The organism is Bounagaea algeriensis (genome assembly GCF_054491375.1).
In genome coordinates, this window is sequence record NZ_CM137102.1 from 369,637 (window position 1) to 389,408 (window position 19,772).

A 19,772-nucleotide genomic window follows, 5' to 3' on the forward strand; every position below is an offset into this window, starting at 1 on the left:
CATGCATTCCCGACTGGCGGTTCCGGGCCGGTGCGCCGTGCTGGGCGTGCTCAACGTGACCTCCGACTCGTTCTCCGACGGCGGGCGCTACCTGGACCACGGGGCCGCGGTGCGGCACGCCGAAGAGCTCGTCGAGGCCGGGGCGGACATCGTCGACGTGGGTGGCGAGTCGACCCGGCCGGGCGCGGAGCGCGTGGCCTCCGAGGAGGAGCTGGAACGCGTGCTGCCGGTGGTGCGCGAGCTCGTGGCCCGCGGCATCACCGTCAGCGTCGACACGATGCGCGCGCGGGTCGCCGAGAAGACGCTCGAGGCGGGGGCCGCCATCGTCAACGACGTTTCCGGCGGGCTGGCCGATCCCGACATGGTGCGGGTCGTGGCCGAGGCCGACGTCCCGTACATGCTCATGCACTGGCGCGGGCACAGCCGCGACATGAACGAGCTCGCCCGCTACGACGACGTGGTCACCGACGTGCGCGACGAGCTCACCGAACGCGTCGAGGCCGCGGTGAAGGCGGGGGTGGACGAGAGCGGCATCGTGCTCGACCCGGGCCTGGGGTTCGCCAAGACCGGGGAGCACGACTGGCAGCTGCTCAACCGGCTGGGCGTGCTGCTGGACCTGGGGTATCCGGTGCTCGTGGGTGCTTCGCGCAAGCGGTTCCTGGGGCGCCTGCTGGCCGATGCGGAGGGCAATCCGCGGCCGCCGGCCGGGCGGGAGACGGCGACGGCCGCGATCTCGGCGCTGTCGGCTGATCGCGGGGCGTGGGGCGTGCGCGTGCACGACGTGCGAGCCTCCCGGGACGCGATCGCCGTGAGCACCGCGTGGAAGGCGGGCGCGGCGTGAGCGCGACCGCGTGAACCGCGTGAGGGGGCGCCGCGACCGCGGTGACCGCCGAGTTGGCGAGCGCCGTGCTGGTGTGACCGCCGCGCGGGCTGACGGGCGAGGACAGGACAGGCGAGGGGGAGGACACGTGGCCGACCGGATCGTGCTGAGCGGCCTGCGGGTGTGGGCCAGGCACGGGGTGTACGAGCAGGAGAAGCGCGACGGGCAGGAGTTCCGCGTCGACGTGGCGCTGTGGGCCGATCTCGGTGCGGCGGCGGCGACCGACGACGTGCGCAGCACGGTGCACTACGGCGAACTGGCCCAGCGGGTCGCCGGGATCGTCGGCGGAGAACCCCGCGACCTCATCGAGTCGGTGGCGGCCGCAGCCGCCGACGACGTCCTCGCCGCGCACGAACAGGTGCACACCGCCGAGGTGACGATCCACAAGCCGCAGGCGCCGATCGAGGTGCCGTTCGGCGATGTGGCCGTGACGATCCGGCGCTCCCGCGACCGCGACGAGCAGCGCGGCGGGACTGATCGATGACCGAAGCGGTGCTGTCGCTGGGGTCCAACCTGGGCGACCGGTTGAGTTTCCTGCAGCTCGCCGCGGACGGGTTCGCCGACGAGCTGCGCGCCGCCTCCCCGGTGTACGAAACCGCGCCGTGGGGCGTCACCGACCAGCCGGACTTCCTCAACGCCGTGCTGCTGGTGGCCTCGCCGGATCTCGGGCCGTGGGACTGGCTGCGCCGCGGCCAGGAGCTGGAGCAGCAGGCCGAGCGCAGGCGCGAACAGCGGTGGGGTCCGCGCACCCTCGACGTGGACGTGGTCGCGGTGGACGACGTGCGCAGCGAGGACCCGCAGCTGCTGCTGCCGCATCCGGGCACTCCGCAGCGGGCGACGGTGCTCATCCCGTGGCTGGCCGCGGACCCGCGGGCGCACCTGCCCGGCCACGGCCCGGTGGACGAGCTGCTGGAGCGGCTGCCGGAGGAGGAGCGCGCCGGGGTGCAGCGGCGCGACGACCTGCGGTTGCAGTAGCACGCTCGAACGCTGTTGGGGCAGGGGCGTCCGCCGCGCGTCCGGCGGTCCTGGTGACTCGCAGGAACCGCGGGCGCTGTTCAAACGCGTTGTCATTGCGGCCGGATCGGGCGCGTTGGCCTCCTGCCGGGTGGGAGGTGCGCTCGGGCGGACGTGCCTGCGCGGCCGGCCTGGGCTGAGGTGGCTGCGAGTGGGATCCTGGGGCGCGTGGCACCTCGGCAGCACAACGGCATGGCTTACACCCAGCTGCGGCACCTGCTCCTCGCCGGCGTCATCGCCGCGATCATCGTCTTCGGGCTCGTCCGGGTGTCCTACGGCTCGCTCCCGTCGCTGCCCCTGTTCGCCGGGGCGACGCTGCTCGTCGTCGCAGCCGTCGACCTGGGCGTGGCGCTCACCCTGGGCGCGCGGATCCAGCGGCGCGAGGGCCGGGACCCGACGGAGGCGCTCACGGCCGCGCGGGCGCTCGCGCTGGCGAAGGCGTCGTCCATGGCGGGCGCGATCATGAGCGGCGTGTGGGTCGGGATGCTCGGCTACCTCGCTCCGCAGGCTGCCGGTGTGGCCGAGGCGCGTTCGGACAGCGGCGCGGCGGTGATCGGGTTGATCAGCGCTCTGCTGCTGTTCGGTGCCGGTTTGTTCCTGGAGCGCCGGCTGCGCAACCCGGACGAGCCGCAGGACCGGGACGAGGCGGAGTCCGACCCCGAGGGCTACCGCGAGTGATCGAGTTCCGCTCGCCCGAAGTGGCGAGGATCTCCTGGGACGACCGGGTGTTGCCGCAGGATTCGCCGCGCTCACGGCGGCGCGGACCGGTCGAGGCGGGTCCTCGCGCCGGGGTCGTGCAGGTATCGTGAGGTCATGGCGAAGCGTGATCAGCCCCCTGCGGAGCCCGGGGCGGGGTCGGCCGCGGACGGCGACCCCGAGCCGGCAGGGTCGCGTCGCCAGGCGCTGGGAGGTCGGCAGCTGCCGAAGGTGGCCGCCGTGTTCCTCGCGGCCGCGGCGACGGGGGTGCTGATCCTCAGCGATGACCCGCGGCTGCTGCGGCTCGGGCTGCTCGCCGCGTTGTGGGGCGCGCTGCTCGCCGCGTTCGCCGTGGCACGTGCCCGCCGTCTGGTGGGCGTGCAGGAACGCCGGTTGGCGGAGCAGCGCCGCGTCCACGAACGCGAACTGGAGCGGGAGGCCGCCGCGCGCCGCGAGTGCGAGTCCCGCGCGGTCGCGGAGACCCGCCGGGAGGTCGCGGCCGAGTACGAGCAGGAGCTGTGGCAGCTGCGCGGCGAGTTGCAGCGGTTGTCCGCGGCCGCGCACCGCGCTGCCGGCGACGAGCGGGTGCGGCTGGCGCTGTCCGCCGAGGCGGGTGGAGCGCGTAGCGGCGACGGCGAGGCCGTCGACCGGCACGCCGCTGTCGTGCGCGCCGTGGACACGCACGAGCTGCCGGTCGTGGTGGCCGGGCGCGCGGACTCGGCTCCGCGTTCGGACGCGCAATCGGCGGCGGCCGAGCCCGTGCGCAGCGCGGAGGATTCCGGAAGCGGGCTGGCGCCGGTCGCGCGGTCAGCGGGTCGGCGAGTGCCGGGAAGGGCTGCCCGAGTGCAGGGGCAGGCCGCGGCGACGCGGTCGGCGCCGCCGGGGCGGCTGCCGGAGCCGCCGCGTCAGGCGGTCGGCAACGAGTGGTCCTCGCCCGGGATCGCGGCGCCCGGCCACGACCGTGCCGCCGGTGGTGCATCGGCTGCGGAGGTGTCGACGGGCGGGAATCCCGCGGACGCCTCCGGTGCGGGCCCCGGTGCTGCCGCGGGGGCTTCCGCCGTGGGCCCTGGTGCTGCCGCGGGGGCTGGCAGGGCCGCGGAGTCCGGTGGCGCGGACTCCGCTGGTGCTGTGGTTCCGGGTGGCGCGGACTCCGCGGAGGACCCGGAGGCGGGGGCGCACACGGCGGGCACGTCGGTGACCGAGCTCCTCGCCGCCTACGGCGACACGGGAACCCGCCCCGGCCGCCGACGCCGGCGCGGTTGAGGGGAACTGCCGCGCCGAGTGCAGAAGCGCCAGCGGGTCGAGCACCCGCTCGACCAGCACGCCGCCGCACTCCGCTCCGGGGCGGCTCTCGAGACCCGGTGCGCGGTTTCGCGCGACATGTGCACGGCCCGGGAAGTCACCACGGCGTGCCCACTGTGGACTGCTCCGCGGGTCCGCGTGCGCCGCTCGGAGTTTCGGACAGCCCTCAAGGACGGTCGCCTGACCAGGGACTTCTGAGTGGCGATGTACGTTTCTCGAGAAAAGTACGCAACGTTTCTCGAGAAATGTACGCGACGTTTCTCGAGAAACGTACACACCCGGGCCGCGCCGCGCAGCTTGCCCGCGGGAGCACGGCAACGACGTCGCGGCGCTTCTTCCGCTCGGGCGTCGCGTCGCATCTCGCTCGTTCGTCCCGATGAGTCTCGGGGTGCGAGCCCTGTTGCGCGTCGCATGCCCGCCCGTTGCATCTCGGGGGCCAGCCCGATGTTTCTTGATGCCCGCCCGTTGCTCCTCGGATACGAGTCCCGTTGCGCCTCGGGTGCACGTCCCGTTGCGCCTCAGGTGCCCGCCCGTTGCGCCTCGGGTGCACGTCCCGTTGCGGGGGAAGCAATCTAGGGTCTGGGACGTGCCATACCGTGATCGCCACGTTCCCGGAGGCGACAACGCCCGCGAGCCCCGCCCGGCGGGCTCGGCGCCTTCCGCAGAAGGGCCCGAGGACCTCGCCGTCGTCCCGCACGACGTCTCCGCCGCGCGCCGGTTGCAGCAGCGCAAACACCACCAGGTCGGCTGGCCGGTCGCCGGTCTGCTCATCCTGGCCCTGTGCGGATTGGTGATGCTCGGCGTCACCACCTCCCGCGTCGGCCCGCTGCCCGGCCTGGTGGGCGCGGCCGCGGCGCTGCTGCCGGTCGGCGCGGTCTTCGCCGCGATCATCTGGATCGACCGGTGGGAACCCGAACCGCCGAAGCTGCTGCTCGGCGCGTTCCTGTGGGGAGCGGGCGGGGCGACCGCCTCGGCGCTGGTGCTCAACGATGCCGTCACCGATCTCGGCGACATGCTCTTCGCGCCCGGCGACGGGCGGTTCTTCGCCCTCGTGGTCACCGCACCGATCGTGGAGGAAGCGGCGAAGGCGCTGTTCGTCGTGGCCCTGTGGTTCCGCCGCCGCTCCGAGTTCAACGGCATGGTCGACGGCATCGTCTACGCCGCGCTGACCGCCGCCGGTTTCGCGTTCATCGAGAACATCCTGTACTTCGGCAAGGCCTTCGCCGAAGGCGGTTTCGGCAGTGCCAGCGGCGGCGTGGTCGCCGTGTTCATCCTCCGGGGCGTGCTCGCACCGTTCTCCCACCCGCTGTTCACGGCGATGGTCGGCATCGGGATCGGACTGGCCGCCCGCAGACGCAACCAGGTCCCGCGCGTGCTCTGGCCCGTGTCCGGCTACCTGCTGGCCGTCGTGCTGCACGCGGTGTGGAACGCCTCCACCACGCTCGGCGGGGAGCGCTTCCTCGCCGTCTACTTCCTCATCATGGTGCCGATCTTCGCCGGCACCGGGTGGATCGTGTGGTGGCAGCGCAAACGCGAGCAGCGCATCGTCGTCGAACAGCTGCCGGTGCTGCAACGTGCCGGGCTGATCGTGGAGAACGAGCGCGACCTGCTGGCCACGCTCGCCGCCCGCCGCGGGTGGCTGCGCACGGTCCGGCGCAGAGCCGGGAAGGACTCGGCTAAGGCCGTGCGGGACTACCAGGTCGCCGTCACAGAGCTGGCGTTCCTGCAGCACCGCGCCCAGCAGGGGTGGACGACGAGCACGGCCCGCCGCGAACGCCGCGAGCAGCTCGTCGCCGAGCTGAAGGAAGCGCGCCGCTCCGCCGCCGGCACGCAGCAGGCCATCCGGACGGCCAAGATCAAGATGGACGAGCTCACCCAGATGCGGGCGCCGCGTCAGCGCCAGCAGCGCCGCCCGCAGTGAGTGCGGCCTCCCGCGCGGCGAGGATTCCGGCGCCCCGCGCGGCGAGCCCCATGTGCCCGGGCCCGCCCCGTGCGCGCTGCCGTGCAGTGCGATGCGACACCCTCGGCACGGTGCACCGTCCGGTGCGCTCTACGCTCGCGGAGGACGTCCGGTACCCGGATGGGACTGGAACGGCTGAGGAGGAAGACGTGGGTCACTCGCAGCGGCCCCGCCTGCGGGTCGGCATCGTGTCCGCAGGCCGCGTGGGCAGCGTGCTCGGTGCGGCGCTGCGCCGGGCGGGCCACGAGATCACCGGCGTGTCGGGGGTCTCGGACGCTTCCCTGCGACGCGCCGAAGAACTGCTCGACGGGGTGCCGGTGCGCTCGCCGGACGAGGTCGCCGAGGCGGCCGATCTGGTGCTGCTCGCGGTACCCGATGACGCCCTGGCGGGGTTGGCCCGCGGCCTGGCCGCGACCGGTTCGCTGCGCTCGGGGCAGATCGTCGCGCACACCTCCGGTGCGCACGGCGTGCACGTGCTCGACCCCGCGGCGGAGGTGGGTGCGCTGCCCGTGGCGATGCACCCCGCGATGACGTTCACCGGCCGTGCCGAGGACGTGCAGCGCCTGCCGTCCGCGTGCATGGCCATCACCGCCGCGGACGCCGGCGCGGACGAGGACGCCCCGGGCTGGCCGGTCGCCGAGGCCCTCACCCTGGAAACCGGCATGGAACCCGTGCGCGTGCCCGAGCACGCCCGCGGGCTGTACCACGCCGCGCTCGCCCACGGGGCGAACCACCTGGTCACGTTGGTCAACGAGTGCACCGAGCTGCTGCGCACAGCCGGGGTGGAGCCGGCGGAGCAGTTGCTCGGCCCGCTGCTGTCGGCCGCGTTGGACAACGCCCTGCGGCTGGGTGACCGCGCTACCACCGGGCCGGTCGTGCGGGGCGACGCGGGCACCGTGGCCGCGCACGTGCAGGCGCTGGGCGAGGCCGATCCCGAGGTCGTCGCGGGGTACCGGGAACTGGCCCGGCGCACCGCCCGGCGGACCGAACGCGCCGGGATGCTGCGCGCGGAGGACGCCGCCGCGGTGCGGGCGGAGCTCGACGGGCCGGACGCGACGACCGACGACGGCGCCGATCCGGCGTGACGGTCCGCGCGGGGCGGACGTGCCGATCCCCGCTGACACCCCGCTGAAATCCGATGAGCAGGAGCGAGAAATGCAGGCGTCGCATCAGGTTGGTGCCGGCCCCGGATACACCCCGAACGACGTGACGGTGCACCGCCGGCCGGAGGAGCTGGCCAAGGTGACCCGGGCGCTGCGGTCCACCGGCCGCACGATCACCCTCGTGCCCACCATGGGGGCGCTGCACGAGGGGCACATGGCACTCATCCGCGCCGCCCGCGCGGTGCCCGGCAACATCACCGTGGTGTCGAACTTCGTCAACCCGCTGCAGTTCGGCGAGGGCGAGGACTACGAGCGCTACCCGCGCACGTTCGAGTCCGATCTCGAGGCCTGCCGCGGAGCGGGCGTGGAGCTGGTGTTCGCCCCGGACACCGAGGCGATGTACGGGGCCGACCCGCAGCTGTCCGTCCACCCGGGGCCGCTCGGCGAGGAGCTGGAGGGCGCTGTGCGGCCGGGGCACTTCGCGGGGGTGCTGACCGTGGTGCTCAAGCTGTTCAACATCGTCCGCCCCGACCAGGCCTTCTTCGGGGAGAAGGACTACCAGCAGCTCGTGCTGATCAACCGCATGGCGCGCGAGTTCAACCTGGACGTGCAGGTGCGCGGGGTGCCGGTGGTGCGCGAGTCCGACGGCTTGGCGCTGTCCTCGCGCAACGCCTACCTGGACGCGGAGCAGCGCTCCGCTGCCGCGGCGCTCTCGGCGGCGTTGGCGGCCGGTTCGTACGCCGGCTCGAGCGGTGCCGAGGCGGCGCGCGAAGCCGTGCGGGAGGTGCTTGCCGAACAGCCGCGGCTGGAGGTGGAGTACGTCGAGCTGCGTTCCCGCGACCTCGGCCCGGCGCCGGAGGAGGGCGAGGCGCGGCTGCTGGCTGCGGTGCGCGCGGGCGAGACGCGCCTGATCGACAACGTGGGCGTGACCCTCGGCGGCGGGGCGGCGTGAATCCCCGCGGTTCGGCGGGGAAGGTGTTCGGGAGGTGCCGGTGATGCGGCGGAGCATGCTGAAGTCCAAGATCCACCGGGCGACGGTGACCCGGGCGGATCTGCACTACGTCGGTTCGGTGACGGTCGATGCCGACCTGATGCGCGAGGCCGACCTGCTCGAGGGCGAGCTCGTGCAGATCGTCGACGTCACCAACGGGGCGCGGTTGGAGACCTACGTGATCACCGGCGAGGCCGGTTCCGGCGTGCTCGGCATCAACGGTGCCGCGGCGCACCTGGTCCACCCCGGTGACCTGGTGATCCTGCTGGCGTTCGGGGTCATGGACGAGCAGGAGGCGCGCACGCGCAGCCCGCAGGTGCTCTTCGTCGACGCGGACAACCGGGTCGTCGACCGCGGCGGGCAGTCCTCCGCGGTGCCGGCGGAAGCGGCGGAGTCCGGTCTGCGCAGCGGTGCGCGCGTCGAGTCCGGCGAGGCGGCGGGATCGGCCGGAGCCGCGGATGGGGCGGGTTCGGCCGGATCCGGTGGCGCCGCCCGGCTGGACGCGCTGCTGCGCGGGCAGTAAGCAGGGCCTGGGGACGAGATCATCCGCGGGCGAGTGGGCCGGTTTCGCCGGCGACCTGCCCGCGGAGCGGGAACCGCGGCGCGAGCGGGAGGACACGGGTGCTGCTGACCATCGACGTGGGCAACACGAACATCATGCTCGGGGCGTTCACCGACGACGAGGCGGAACACCCCGGGGCCGGAGCATCCGGTGTGGACCGCGATGCCGCGGAGCGCGGTCCCGCGGCCGGGGACCCCGCATCCGGGGACCCCGCGGCCGGGGGTGCTACAGCCGGGGGTGCTGCGGGATGGCCGGTGCGCACCTGGCGCATGCGCACCGAGCCGCGGATGACCGCCGACGAACTGGCGCTGACGATGCGCGGTCTGCTCGGCGAGTACGCCGAGCGGATCACCGGCGTGGCCGCGCTGTCCACAGTGCCCGCGCTGCTGCGCGAGCTGCGCGTGATGCTCGACCGGTACTGGCCCGAGCTGCCGCGGGTCGTCGTGGAACCGGGCGTGCGCACCGGCGTTCCGCTGCTGGTGGACAACCCGAAGGAGGTCGGCGCCGACCGCGTGATCAACACGCTGGCCGCGCATCACCTGCACCACGTCAACTGCGTCGTCGTCGATTTCGGCACGTCGACGAACATCGACGCGATCTCGGCCAAGGGCGAGTTCCTCGGCGGCGCGTTCGCACCGGGAGTGGAGATCTCCCTGGACGCGCTGGCCGCGCGCGCCGCCCAGCTGCGCAAGGTGGAACTGCAACCGCCGCGGTCGGTCATCGGCAAGAACACGGTGGAGGCGCTGCAGTCCGGCATCCTCTACGGGTTCACCGGCCAGGTCGACGGGCTGGTGCAGCGCATCGTGGCGGACCTGGAGCGCACCTACGGCGGGTCGACGTCCGTGCTCGCCACCGGTGGTCTGGCTCCGCTGGTCGTTTCGGAATCGCGCGAGATCTCGGCGAACGTGCCGGAGCTGACCCTGCTGGGGCTGCGCCTGGTGTACGAGCGCAACTTCGGTGTTTGAGGCACTCCGCGGACCGGTCGTCGGGCGGGTGGCCGGGGCGCCGGGAGGACCCTCCTGGTTACGCCCGCGCGGGAACCGAAACGTACCCTCGACGGCGTGACTGACCAGGAGCGTCCCACCACCGAGGAGCCCGCGAACGAGGCCGCCGCGGAAACCGCCGACGCCACGCCGGAGCAGATGCGCGTCCGGAAGGAGAAGCGCCAGCGGCTGCTGGAATCCGGGGTCGACCCGTATCCGGTGAAACTGCCGCTCACGCACGATCTCGCGGACGTGCACGCGGCCCATCCGGAGCTTCCCGCGGACACGTCCACCGGCGATTTCGTCGGTGTGGCCGGCCGGGTCATCTTCGTGCGCAACACCGGCAAGTTGTGCTTCGCCACGCTCCGCGCCGGGGACGGCACCGAGCTGCAGGCCATGCTGAGCCTGCAGCGGGTCGGCCAGGAGGGCCTGGACGCGTTCAAGAGCGATGTGGACCTGGGCGATCACGTCTTCGTGCACGGCGAGGTCATCACGTCCCGCCGCGGTGAGCTGTCGGTGCTCGCCGCCGAGTGGCGGATGGCCGCCAAGGCGCTGCGGCCGCTGCCGGTGATGCACAAGGACCTGGGCGAGCAGACCCGGGTGCGGCAGCGCTACGTCGACCTGATCGTGCGGCAGCAGGCCGCCGACACCGTGCGCATCCGGGCCGCGACGCAGCGGGCGCTGCGCGATTCGTTCCACCACCGGGGCTACCTCGAAGTGGAAACCCCGATGTTGCAAACATTGCAGGGGGGCGCGGCCGCGCGTCCGTTCGTGACGCATTCCAACGCCTTCGACATCGACCTGTTCCTGCGCATCGCGCCGGAGTTGTACCTGAAGCGGTGCGTGGTCGGCGGGATCGAGAAGGTTTTCGAGATCAACCGGAACTTCCGCAACGAGGGGAGTGATTCTTCCCACTCCCCCGAGTTCGCGATGCTGGAGTTCTACGAGGCCTACAGCGATTACTGGGACATGGCCCGGCTCACGCGGGAACTCATCCAGGAAGCCGCTGAATCGGTCACCGGCGGTCAGCGGGTGACGTGGTTCGACGGCACCGAGGTGGACCTTTCCGGGGAGTGGCCGTGGCTGACCATGTACGGATCGTTGTCAGAAGCGCTCGGCGCCGAAATCACTCCGGAAACCTCCGTGGCGCAGCTGCGCGAACACACCTCGGCGCATGGAATGCCGGTCGATCCGCAGCACGGGCACGGCAAACTCGTCGAGGAGTTGTGGGAGCACCTGATCGGCGATCATATCAGCACGCCGACGTTCGTCCGCGACTTCCCGGTGGAGACCTCTCCGCTGACGCGGCAGCACCGGCAGCAGGCGGGTGTTGCGGAGAAATGGGACCTCTACGTGCACGGGTTCGAGCTCGCCACCGGCTATTCCGAACTCGTCGACCCGGTCGTGGAACGGGAGCGCCTCCAGGAGCAGGCGCGGCTGGCGGCCGCGGGCGACGAGGAGGCGATGCCGGTGGACGAGGACTTCCTCCGCGCGCTGGAGTACGGCATGCCGCCGAGCGGCGGTGTCGGTATGGGCATCGACCGGTTGTTGATGGCGCTGACCGGGCTCGGGATTCGCGAGACGATCCTGTTCCCGCTGGTGCGTCCGGAATAGCGGGATCCCCGCAGCACGCGCACCGCCGGGTCGGCGCCCAGGCGCCGACCCGGCGGAACTGCGAGATCCCGGTGGGGTGATCACGGCGAGGAGATCCTGCAGTGAGATCCCGCGGCGGGATCCCGGTGGAGCGCGTGCGGCCCGCCGCGGGTTCTGCGTCACCGGTTCCGCTCGTGGTGCGGCGGGAGCGGGTGCTGCAAGGGGAGCACGCCCGGATGCCGAGCGCCGGATGCCGGAAAGGCGCGGGTGAAAACGCGGCGGGAAACGCCGCGGGCGCCGCGGCGGCGGAATCGGAACGGCATCGGCGGTGGAGATTCCGCCCCCGGGTGAGTGCGTAATCGAAGTTCTTGCGCTAGCCTAGTCGTACGAATAATCGTAGGCGACGGCTTTGACACCCCCGCGGGGAGATCTGCCTCGGATGCGACATCTCCGGGAGCGCCCTTCCAGCGGAGATGTCCGGAGGAGACGGTCGCTGTCCCGCTATTGCTGAAATAACTCCGGGGAGGACTTCGAAGATGGCGCAGAAGGTCACCGTCCAGCTGGTGGACGATATGGACGGCGGAGAGGCCGCGGAAACCGTCGAGTTCGGTTTGGACGGTGTCTCCTACCAGATCGATCTGTCGGAGGACAACGCCGCCGAGCTGCGGGACGCCCTGGCGAACTACGTCTCCTACGCGCGGCGCGCCGGCGGGCGGAAGAAGCCGGGACCGAAGCCGTCCACTTCTTCCCGGTCCAAGTCCACCGGCTCGGCCACCACGGCCGATCGGGAGCAGAATCAGGCGATTCGGGAATGGGCGCGCAAGCGCGGTTTGAAGGTCTCGGACCGCGGTCGGATTCCTGCCGACATCGTGGAGCAGTACCACAAGGCGCACTGAGGCGTGCTGCGCTGAAGCGAACAGCGGACCGCGACCGTCTTCGGCGCGGTCCGCTCGTCGTCGCGGCATTTTCCGGTGGGAGCACCGTCCCGCGGAGGCGTTCCGGAACTCCTCCGCGGGGAACTCCTCCGCGGGGAACGCGTGCGCGTCGCGCGCAGCGGCTGCACGGCCGGTGCCGCCACGCCCGGTGTCGTCACGCCCGGTGCCGCCACACCCGGTGCCGCTGCATCGACGCGCGGACGCGCGGTTCCCTCGGCGCTTCCCGGCCCCGGTGCTTCCCGGCCCCGGCACCTTCCAGCCGGCGCGCGGCGGCGCGCTCGAAGCCGGCTTCCGACACGCCCGGATCCGGGTGTGATCTCCGACATCCTCACCCACCCTGTTGGGGTCCCATTAGGTAGGCCTAACCTAACCAGGGCGAGTTCGGTGAGTGATCAGGAGAAGGATGTGGAGCGCAGCGTGACCGTCGGCGCGCAGCACCACGGGCCGGCGAGTTCCCCGCCGGAACCCGTGCAGCGGCACGCGTCGTCGCGACCGGACCGGTCGCGGATGCAGCAGCGGCGGCAGCGGCGGACCACCGGCCTCGGCGTCCTCGGGCTGCTGCTCGCGCTCGCAGCGGTGCTCAGCATCGCCATCGGCGCGAAGACGATCCCGCTCACCGAGGTGGCCAGCGCGCTCACCGGCGGTGGCGCCACGGCGGAGAACGTCCTGATCATCCAGGAGCTCCGCATCCCGCGCACCCTCCTCGGCGCGCTCGTCGGAGCGTGCCTGGGCCTGGCCGGCGCGCTCATGCAGGGCCACACGCGCAACCCGATCGCCGACCCCGGCATCCTCGGCATCACCCACGGCGCCGCGCTCGGCGTCGTGCTCGCCACCTACGTCTTCGGCATCAGCTCGCTGTTCGGCTCGGTGTGGTTCGCCTTCGCCGGGGCGCTGGTCGGATCGGTGGCGGTGTTCGTCATCGGCTCGCTCGGCGGCCGCGGTGGTCCGAGCCCCGTCACCCTCGCGCTGGCCGGCATGGCGATCAGCTACCTGCTGCAGGGCATCACCTCGGCACTGGTGCTCACCGATCAGGAAAGCCTCAACGCCTACCGGTTCTGGAAGGTCGGCTCCATCGCGATCGACGACCCCGGTGTGGCGTGGCAGGTGCTGCCGCTGCTGCTCGTGGCCATCGTCGTCGCCCTCGGCAACGCCCCCAGCCTGAACGCGCTGTCCCTCGGCGAGGACGTCGCCCGCTCGCTCGGGCACCGGATCGCCTGGGCCCGCCGGCTCGGCATCGTGGCGATCGCGGTGCTCGTGGGCGGGGCGGTCGCCCTGTGCGGGCCGATCGGCTTCGTCGGGCTGATCGTGCCGCACGTCGCGCGGTTCTTCACCGGTGCCGACTACCGGTGGGTGCTGCCGTTCTCCGCGCTGCTCGGCGGTGCGGTGGTGCTGCTGGCCGACGTGGTCGGCCGCGTGGTCGCCCGCCCGGCCGAAGTCCAGGTGGGCGTGATGCTGGCGATGGTCGGCGCGCCGTTCTTCATCGCCCTGGTCCGGCGCAGGAAGTTGGTGCGGTTGTGACCCGGATGGTGCAGGAGGAAGCGCGCGTGCCGGGGCGGCGCCCGGTGCGCATCGGCGCGCTGTCCGGTGTGCTGCGCTGGCGCCCGCTGTTCGCGCTGTTCGGCTCGGCCGCGGTCCTGCTGCTGATGTTCCTGCTCAACGTGGGCCTCGGTGACTACCCCATCGGGCCGGGGCGGGTGCTCGCCGCGCTGTTCGGCGGGGGAGATGCGGCCGAGCAGATCATCGTCACCGAGCTGCGCCTGCCGCGGTCGCTCGTCGGGCTGCTCGTCGGCGCGGCGCTGGGCCTGTCCGGTGCCATCATGCAGGCGCTGCTGCGCAACCCGCTGGCCAGCCCCGACATGCTGGGCATCACCTGGGGCGCCGGAACCGCCGCGACCGCGGTGATCGTCTTCGGCGGCAGCGGGGGTGCCGCCACCGGCCTGGCCGCCACGTTCGGCCTGCCCGCGGTGGCGCTGCTCGGCGGCCTCGGCACCGGGCTGGCGGTGTACCTGCTGGCCTACCGCCGCGGGGTGGACTCCTACCGGCTCGTGCTCGTCGGCGTCGGCGCCAGCGCGTTCACCGGCAACGCCACGTTCTGGCTGCTCTCGCTCGGCGACGTCAACGACGCGGGCCGCGCGATGGTGTGGCTGACCGGCAGCCTCAACGCGCGCGGCTGGGAGCACGTGGGGCCGGTGGCGGTGGCGCTGGCGGTGATCATCCCGCTGAGCCTCGTCGGCGCGCACGTGCTGGGCGCGCTGCAGTTCGACGACGACACCGTCCGCGGGCTCGGCGTGCGGATGAACACCGCGCGCGGGGCGCTGCTGCTCGGCGCGGTGGCGCTGGCCTCGGTGGCCACGGCCGCGGCCGGCCCGATCGTGTTCGTCGCGCTGGCCACTCCGCAGATCGCGCTGCGACTGGCGCGCGCACCGCGGCCACCGTTGCTGACCTCGGCGGTGCTCGGGGCGGTGCTGGTGGTCGGTTCGGACCTCATCGCCCGCACCGCGTTCGGCGCGATCGAACTGCCGGTGGGGGTCGTCACCGCGGTCCTCGGCGCGCCGTACCTGATCTACCTGCTCGTTCGCCGGTACCGGGAGGCCCGAGTATGACGAGTTCGATGACACCGGAACAGGTGGCCGCGGCCACGACCATCGACGCGCGGCTGCGCGCCCGCGACCTGCAGCTGGCCTACGGCGAGCGGGTCGTCGTCGACGGGCTCGACCTGGACGTCCTCGACGGGGCGATCACCGCGGTCATCGGGCCGAACGGGTGCGGCAAGTCGACGTTGCTGCGCGCCCTGGGGCGGTTGCTGCGGCCGCGGTCGGGTCAGGTGCTGCTGGACGGTGCGCAGATCCAGGGCATGTCCACCAAGCAGGTGGCGAAGGTGCTGGGCATGCTGCCGCAGTCGCCGGTGGCGCCGGAGGGGCTGACGGTGGCGGATCTGGTGGCGCGCGGGCGGCACCCGCACCAGGCGTGGTACCGGCAGTGGTCCACCGCCGACGAGGGGGCCGTGGCCGAGGCGCTGGACCTGACCGGCATCGCCGAGCTGGCCGACCGCCCGCTGGACGAGCTCTCCGGCGGGCAGCGCCAACGCGCCTGGCTGTCCATGGTGCTGGCCCAGGGCACGGATCTGCTCATGCTCGACGAGCCGACGACGTACCTGGACCTGTCGCACCAGGTGGACGTGCTCGAGCTGATCGAGTCGCTGCACGCCGGCAGCGGGCGGACCGTGGCGATGGTGCTGCACGACCTGAACCTCGCCGCGCGCTACGCGCAGCGGCTCGTGGCCATGGCGGACGGGAAGGTCGTCGCCGCGGGCGCTCCCGAGGAGGTCATCACCGAACCGCTGCTGGCCGAGGTGTTCGGTCTGCAGGCGAAGGTGATCACCGATCCGGTCGCGGGCGGACCGCTGGTGGTGCCGGTCGCCGGTCGGCGGACGACCGGCGGGTGAGGCGCGCTCGGCGGCGCCGGGAGCTGCTTCGATCGGGCGATGCGCGGTTCACCGGCGCAGGTGCGGGCGTAAACTCGGGGCGAGTTGCCTTCGTCGGGAATCACCTCCTTCGGGGGTTCCCGTCGCGAGTTCCCACCGCGACCGAGATCGCACCGCAGTCGGGGCTGCACGTGCAGCCGGGTCGCACCGCAGTCGGGGCTGCACCGGCCGTGCGCGGGCCGCGGGGTGGACGGGTGGACAGCGCCTTCCGCGCGGCGGGTGCTGTTCGCGCTGGGCGGACATCGCGGCCCCTGTTCGGCAGGTGTAGGAATGCCGCAGGTCAGTCGTCCGTTGTTCGCGTCGTCGGAGCAGAACGTGCGCTGTCAGCCGCCCTCGGGCACGGACCGCTACCGGGCCGGACTACTACAGTGGTCGCAGGAGAACGCTGATACCCGTCGTGGACATCGGTTCGTCGACCTTCGGTAGTCGTCCCAGGAGGCGGTGACCGCGTCCCGGTACGAGACCGCCGGCGCAGCAGTCAGGGAGTGGGAATGTTCGAAAGGTTCACCGACCGCGCGAGGCGGGTGGTCGTCCTGGCCCAGGAGGAGGCCAGGATGCTCAACCACAACTACATCGGCACCGAGCACATTCTCCTGGGCTTGATCCACGAGGGTGAGGGTGTCGCCGCCAAGGCGCTGGAGTCGTTGGGAATCGCGCTGGAGGGCGTGCGCCAGCAGGTCGAGGAGATCATCGGCCAGGGTCAGCAGGCCCCGAGCGGGCACATTCCGTTCACCCCGCGGGCGAAGAAGGTCCTCGAGCTGTCGCTGCGGGAGGCGTTGCAGCTCGGGCACAACTACATCGGCACCGAGCACATCCTGCTCGGCCTGATCCGCGAGGGCGAGGGCGTGGCCGCGCAGGTGCTGGTCAAGCTCGGCGCCGACCTCAACCGGGTGCGGCAGCAGGTGTTGCAGCTGCTGTCCGGCTACCAGGGCAAGGAGCCGACGGAGACCGGCAGCAGCCGCAGCGAGGGCACCCCGTCGTCGTCGCTGGTGCTGGACCAGTTCGGCCGCAACCTCACCCAGAACGCGCGCGAGGGCAACCTCGACCCGGTCATCGGTCGGGAGAAGGAAGTCGAGCGCATCATGCAGGTGCTCTCGCGGCGCACGAAGAACAACCCGGTGCTCATCGGCGAGGCCGGCGTCGGCAAGACCGCCGTCGTCGAGGGCCTGGCCGCGCAGGTCGTCCGGGGCGACGTGCCCGACACGCTGAAGGAGAAGCAGGTCTACACGTTGGACCTCGGCTCGCTGGTGGCCGGCTCGCGCTACCGCGGTGACTTCGAGGAGCGCCTGAAGAAGGTGCTCAAGGAGATCAAGACCCGCGGCGACATCATCCTGTTCATCGACGAGATCCACACGCTCGTCGGTGCCGGTGCGGCCGAGGGCGCGATCGACGCGGCCAGCATCCTCAAGCCGATGCTCGCGCGCGGCGAGTTGCAGACCATCGGCGCCACCACGATGGAGGAGTACCGCAAGTACATCGAGAAGGACGCGGCCCTGGAGCGCCGCTTCCAGCCGATCCAGGTCGGCGAGCCGTCCCTGGAGCACTCGGTGGAGATCCTCAAGGGGCTGCGCGACCGCTACGAGGCGCACCACCGCGTGTCCATCACCGACGGTGCGCTGGCCTCGGCGGCGAGCCTGGCCGACCGCTACATCAACGACCGGTACCTGCCGGACAAGGCGATCGACCTCATCGACGAGGCCGGTGCGCGGATGCGCATCCGGCGGATGACGGCCCCGCCGGACCTGCGCGAGTTCGACGAGAAGATCGCCGAGGTCCGCCGCGAGAAGGAGTCCTCGATCGACGGTCAGGACTTCGAGCGGGCCGCCCGCCTGCGTGACGAGGAGAAGCAGCTCATCACGCAGAAGGAGGAGCGCGAGCAGCAGTGGAAGGCCGGCGATCTCGACGTCGTCTCCGAGGTCGACGAGGAGCAGATCGCGGAGGTGCTGGGCAGCTGGACCGGCATCCCGGTGTTCAAGCTGACCGAGGAGGAGACCTCCCGGCTGCTGCGCATGGAGGACGAGCTGCACAAGCGGGTGATCGGCCAGCACGACGCGGTCACGGCCGTGTCGCAGGCGATCCGCCGCACGCGTGCGGGGCTGAAGGACCCGAAGCGGCCCTCGGGCTCGTTCATCTTCGCCGGGCCCTCCGGCGTCGGCAAGACCGAGCTGTCCAAGTCGCTGGCCGAGTTCCTCTTCGGCGATGACGACGCGCTCATCCAGATCGACATGGGCGAGTTCCACGACCGCTACACCGCCTCGCGGCTGTTCGGTGCCCCGCCGGGCTACGTCGGCTACGAGGAGGGCGGTCAGCTCACCGAGAAGGTGCGGCGCAAGCCGTTCTCGGTGGTGCTGTTCGACGAGATCGAGAAGGCCCACCAGGAGATCTACAACACGCTGCTGCAGGTGTTGGAGGACGGCCGCCTCACCGACGGCCAGGGCCGGGTCGTGGACTTCAAGAACACGGTGCTGATCTTCACCTCGAACCTCGGCACCGGCGACATCTCCAAGACCGTGAACCTGGGCTTCACCTCGGGCGGCGAGGCCGACTCGAACTACGAGCGGATGAAGGCCAAGGTCAACGAGGAGATGAAGAAGCACTTCCGGCCGGAGTTCCTCAACCGCATCGATGACGTGATCGTGTTCCACCAGCTCACCCGCGACGAGATCGTGCAGATGGTGGACCTGTTGACCACGCGGGTGGAGAAGGCGCTCAAGTCGAAGGACATGTCGCTGGAGCTGACCGACAAGGCCAAGAGCCTGCTGGCCCGCCGCGGCTTCGACCCGGTGCTGGGTGCGCGGCCGCTGCGGCGTGCGATCCAGCAGGAGATCGAGGACAAGCTCTCCGAGAAGATCCTCTTCGGCGAGCTCGACCCCGGCCAGATCGTGGTCATCGACGTGGAGAACTGGGACGGGGAAGGCTCCGACGAGGGCGCCTCGTTCACCTTCCGCGGCGAGAGCAAACCCGCGTCCGTCCCGGACGCCCCGCCGGTGGGGGTCCGCTCCACCTCGGACGAGCAGTCCGAAGGCGGTTCCGACGAGGAGAACGAGGAGTGATCCGCAGCGCGGCGCGCGCCTGCCGCTGACGGACGCGGCACGAACCACTGCGGCCCCCGCACCGCGCAGGTGCGGGGGCCGCAGTGCGTCGGCGGGGCGGTGTTCGCCGCTGCCGGTGGGAAGGCCGGCCCGTGCGGGCGCGATGGTGCGCCCGTCACCGGAGGGCTGCCCGGCGCGCCACCTGCCCGGTATCACCGGCCCGGCGCACCACCTGCCCGGTGTCACTTGCCCGGCGCACCACCTGCCCGGTGTCACCGGCGACGTGCGTCCTCATCGGTCGTCCCGTCCCCGGCCGCGGGCCGGTGCGCGCTCGCCCGGTGCGCCCGCCGCGCCTCGACCCGGCTGCGGCGCACGCGCAGCACGACGAACGCGATGACGGCAACCGCGGTGGCGAGCACGACGGCGCGGGAGAACGCGCCGGCGTAGCGTTCGACCAGGTGCCAACTCGCACCGAGCCGGTAGCCGAGCAGGATGAACGCCGTGTTCCACACGGCGCTGCCGCCGGCGGTGAACAGGACGAACAGTGGCAGCGGCATCCGCTCCACACCGGCGGGCACGGACACCAGGCTGCGGAACATCGGCAGCATCCGGCCGAAGAACACGGCTTTGCCGCCGTGGCGGTGGAACCACGCCTCCGTGCGGTCCACATCGGACTCCTTCAGCAGCGGCAGGCGCAGCACCAGCGCCCGCGTGCGCTCCCGCCCGAGCTTCGCGCCGACCCAGTACAGCACCAGAGCGCCGACGACCGAGCCGATCGTGGTCCACGCGATCACGGCGAGCAGCGACATTCCGCCCTGGCCGGCGGAGAACCCGGCGAACGGCAGGACGAACTCGCTCGGCAGCGGCGGGAACACGTTCTCGAGCGCGATGAGCCCTCCCGCGCCGGGCGCCCCCAGCGCGCTCATCGCCCCGTTGACCCAGTCGGTGATCCCTCCGGTGGTACCGGCGAGCGCAGCGGTCGAGTCCATGGGTGCTCCGTAGTCGGGAACGGGTAGTCGGGGACGGGTAGTTGGGAACGGGTGGCCGGGGACGGGTAGTCGGGAACGGGTGGCCGGGGACGGGTGTTCGGGAACGGCCGCCGCGGCCGGGTGAGTTCGGGACCGACGTCGGCAACACCCGTCGCTGTAGCCCCAACGTTCCAGCCCCATCGTTCCAGCCCCATCGTTCCAGCAGAGCGTGCCGCGATCGTCCGGATTGACGCTGACCTGGGGATACC

General features: G+C 72.1%; 17 protein-coding genes. 16 read left to right on the plus strand and 1 reads right to left on the minus strand.

From position 1 onward, the window contains the following. Position 1: 1 nt before the first annotated feature. The 16 genes from folP to ACVGV2_RS01735 all read left to right on the plus strand — a co-directional run bounded on the left by folP (position 2) and on the right by ACVGV2_RS01735 (position 18,556). The gene (gene folP / locus ACVGV2_RS01660) at positions 2 to 841 is read left to right on the plus strand and encodes a dihydropteroate synthase (protein ID WP_459164278.1); all 840 of its coding nucleotides are present in this window, start codon (positions 2 to 4) and stop codon (positions 839 to 841) included. A 127-nt stretch (positions 842 to 968) separates the two neighbouring features. Beyond that, the gene (gene folB / locus ACVGV2_RS01665) at positions 969 to 1,364 is read left to right on the plus strand and encodes a dihydroneopterin aldolase (RefSeq protein ID WP_459164279.1); all 396 of its coding nucleotides are present in this window, start codon (positions 969 to 971) and stop codon (positions 1,362 to 1,364) included. Beyond that, positions 1,361 to 1,855: a 2-amino-4-hydroxy-6-hydroxymethyldihydropteridine diphosphokinase gene (folK, locus tag ACVGV2_RS01670; RefSeq protein WP_459164280.1), complete on the plus strand. Its 495-nt coding sequence runs from the start codon at positions 1,361 to 1,363 to the stop codon at positions 1,853 to 1,855. The genes folB and folK overlap by 4 nt, the downstream gene beginning before the upstream one ends. A gap of 207 nt (positions 1,856 to 2,062) precedes the next feature. Then, positions 2,063 to 2,572: a DUF3180 domain-containing protein gene (locus ACVGV2_RS01675; RefSeq protein ID WP_459164281.1), complete on the plus strand. Its 510-nt coding sequence runs from the start codon at positions 2,063 to 2,065 to the stop codon at positions 2,570 to 2,572. A 135-nt stretch (positions 2,573 to 2,707) separates the two neighbouring features. After that, positions 2,708 to 3,853 (plus strand): DUF6779 domain-containing protein, encoded by a 1,146-nt coding sequence (locus tag ACVGV2_RS01680; RefSeq protein WP_459164282.1) that lies wholly within the window; start codon positions 2,708 to 2,710, stop codon positions 3,851 to 3,853. A gap of 625 nt (positions 3,854 to 4,478) precedes the next feature. Further along, positions 4,479 to 5,813, plus strand: a complete 1,335-nt coding sequence (locus ACVGV2_RS01685; protein ID WP_459164283.1) for a PrsW family intramembrane metalloprotease — start codon at positions 4,479 to 4,481, stop codon at positions 5,811 to 5,813. Between the two features lie 188 nt (positions 5,814 to 6,001). Then, positions 6,002 to 6,937, plus strand: coding sequence for a Rossmann-like and DUF2520 domain-containing protein (locus ACVGV2_RS01690; RefSeq protein ID WP_459164284.1), 936 nt, complete (start codon positions 6,002 to 6,004; stop codon positions 6,935 to 6,937). Positions 6,938 to 7,007: 70 nt separating this feature from the next. Then, positions 7,008 to 7,907 (plus strand): pantoate--beta-alanine ligase, encoded by a 900-nt coding sequence (gene panC / locus ACVGV2_RS01695; protein WP_459164285.1) that lies wholly within the window; start codon positions 7,008 to 7,010, stop codon positions 7,905 to 7,907. 43 nt (positions 7,908 to 7,950) lie between these two features. Then, the gene (panD, locus tag ACVGV2_RS01700; protein ID WP_459164286.1) at positions 7,951 to 8,469 is read left to right on the plus strand and encodes an aspartate 1-decarboxylase; all 519 of its coding nucleotides are present in this window, start codon (positions 7,951 to 7,953) and stop codon (positions 8,467 to 8,469) included. Between the two features lie 98 nt (positions 8,470 to 8,567). Then, positions 8,568 to 9,473 (plus strand): type III pantothenate kinase, encoded by a 906-nt coding sequence (locus ACVGV2_RS01705; protein WP_459164287.1) that lies wholly within the window; start codon positions 8,568 to 8,570, stop codon positions 9,471 to 9,473. Positions 9,474 to 9,650: 177 nt separating this feature from the next. Further along, on the plus strand, positions 9,651 to 11,105 hold the full coding sequence (lysS, locus tag ACVGV2_RS01710; RefSeq protein ID WP_459165831.1) for a lysine--tRNA ligase: 1,455 nt from the start codon (positions 9,651 to 9,653) through the stop codon (positions 11,103 to 11,105). Between the two features lie 515 nt (positions 11,106 to 11,620). Beyond that, positions 11,621 to 11,980: a histone-like nucleoid-structuring protein Lsr2 gene (locus tag ACVGV2_RS01715; RefSeq protein WP_459164288.1), complete on the plus strand. Its 360-nt coding sequence runs from the start codon at positions 11,621 to 11,623 to the stop codon at positions 11,978 to 11,980. Between the two features lie 546 nt (positions 11,981 to 12,526). Continuing rightward, positions 12,527 to 13,537: a FecCD family ABC transporter permease gene (locus ACVGV2_RS01720; RefSeq protein ID WP_459165832.1), complete on the plus strand. Its 1,011-nt coding sequence runs from the start codon at positions 12,527 to 12,529 to the stop codon at positions 13,535 to 13,537. Between the two features lie 5 nt (positions 13,538 to 13,542). After that, complete coding sequence (locus tag ACVGV2_RS01725) at positions 13,543 to 14,622, plus strand: FecCD family ABC transporter permease (protein WP_459165833.1); 1,080 nt, start codon at positions 13,543 to 13,545, stop codon at positions 14,620 to 14,622. After that, positions 14,619 to 15,464 (plus strand): ABC transporter ATP-binding protein, encoded by an 846-nt coding sequence (locus ACVGV2_RS01730; RefSeq protein WP_459164289.1) that lies wholly within the window; start codon positions 14,619 to 14,621, stop codon positions 15,462 to 15,464. The genes ACVGV2_RS01725 and ACVGV2_RS01730 overlap by 4 nt, the downstream gene beginning before the upstream one ends. A gap of 530 nt (positions 15,465 to 15,994) precedes the next feature. Beyond that, on the plus strand, positions 15,995 to 18,556 hold the full coding sequence (locus ACVGV2_RS01735; RefSeq protein ID WP_459164290.1) for an ATP-dependent Clp protease ATP-binding subunit: 2,562 nt from the start codon (positions 15,995 to 15,997) through the stop codon (positions 18,554 to 18,556). A gap of 251 nt (positions 18,557 to 18,807) precedes the next feature. Here the strand turns inward: ACVGV2_RS01735 and ACVGV2_RS01740 are convergent, their stop codons facing one another. After that, on the minus strand, positions 18,808 to 19,524 hold the full coding sequence (locus tag ACVGV2_RS01740) for a DedA family protein (RefSeq protein ID WP_459164291.1): 717 nt from the start codon (positions 19,522 to 19,524) through the stop codon (positions 18,808 to 18,810). Between the last annotated feature and the right edge of the window lie 248 nt (positions 19,525 to 19,772).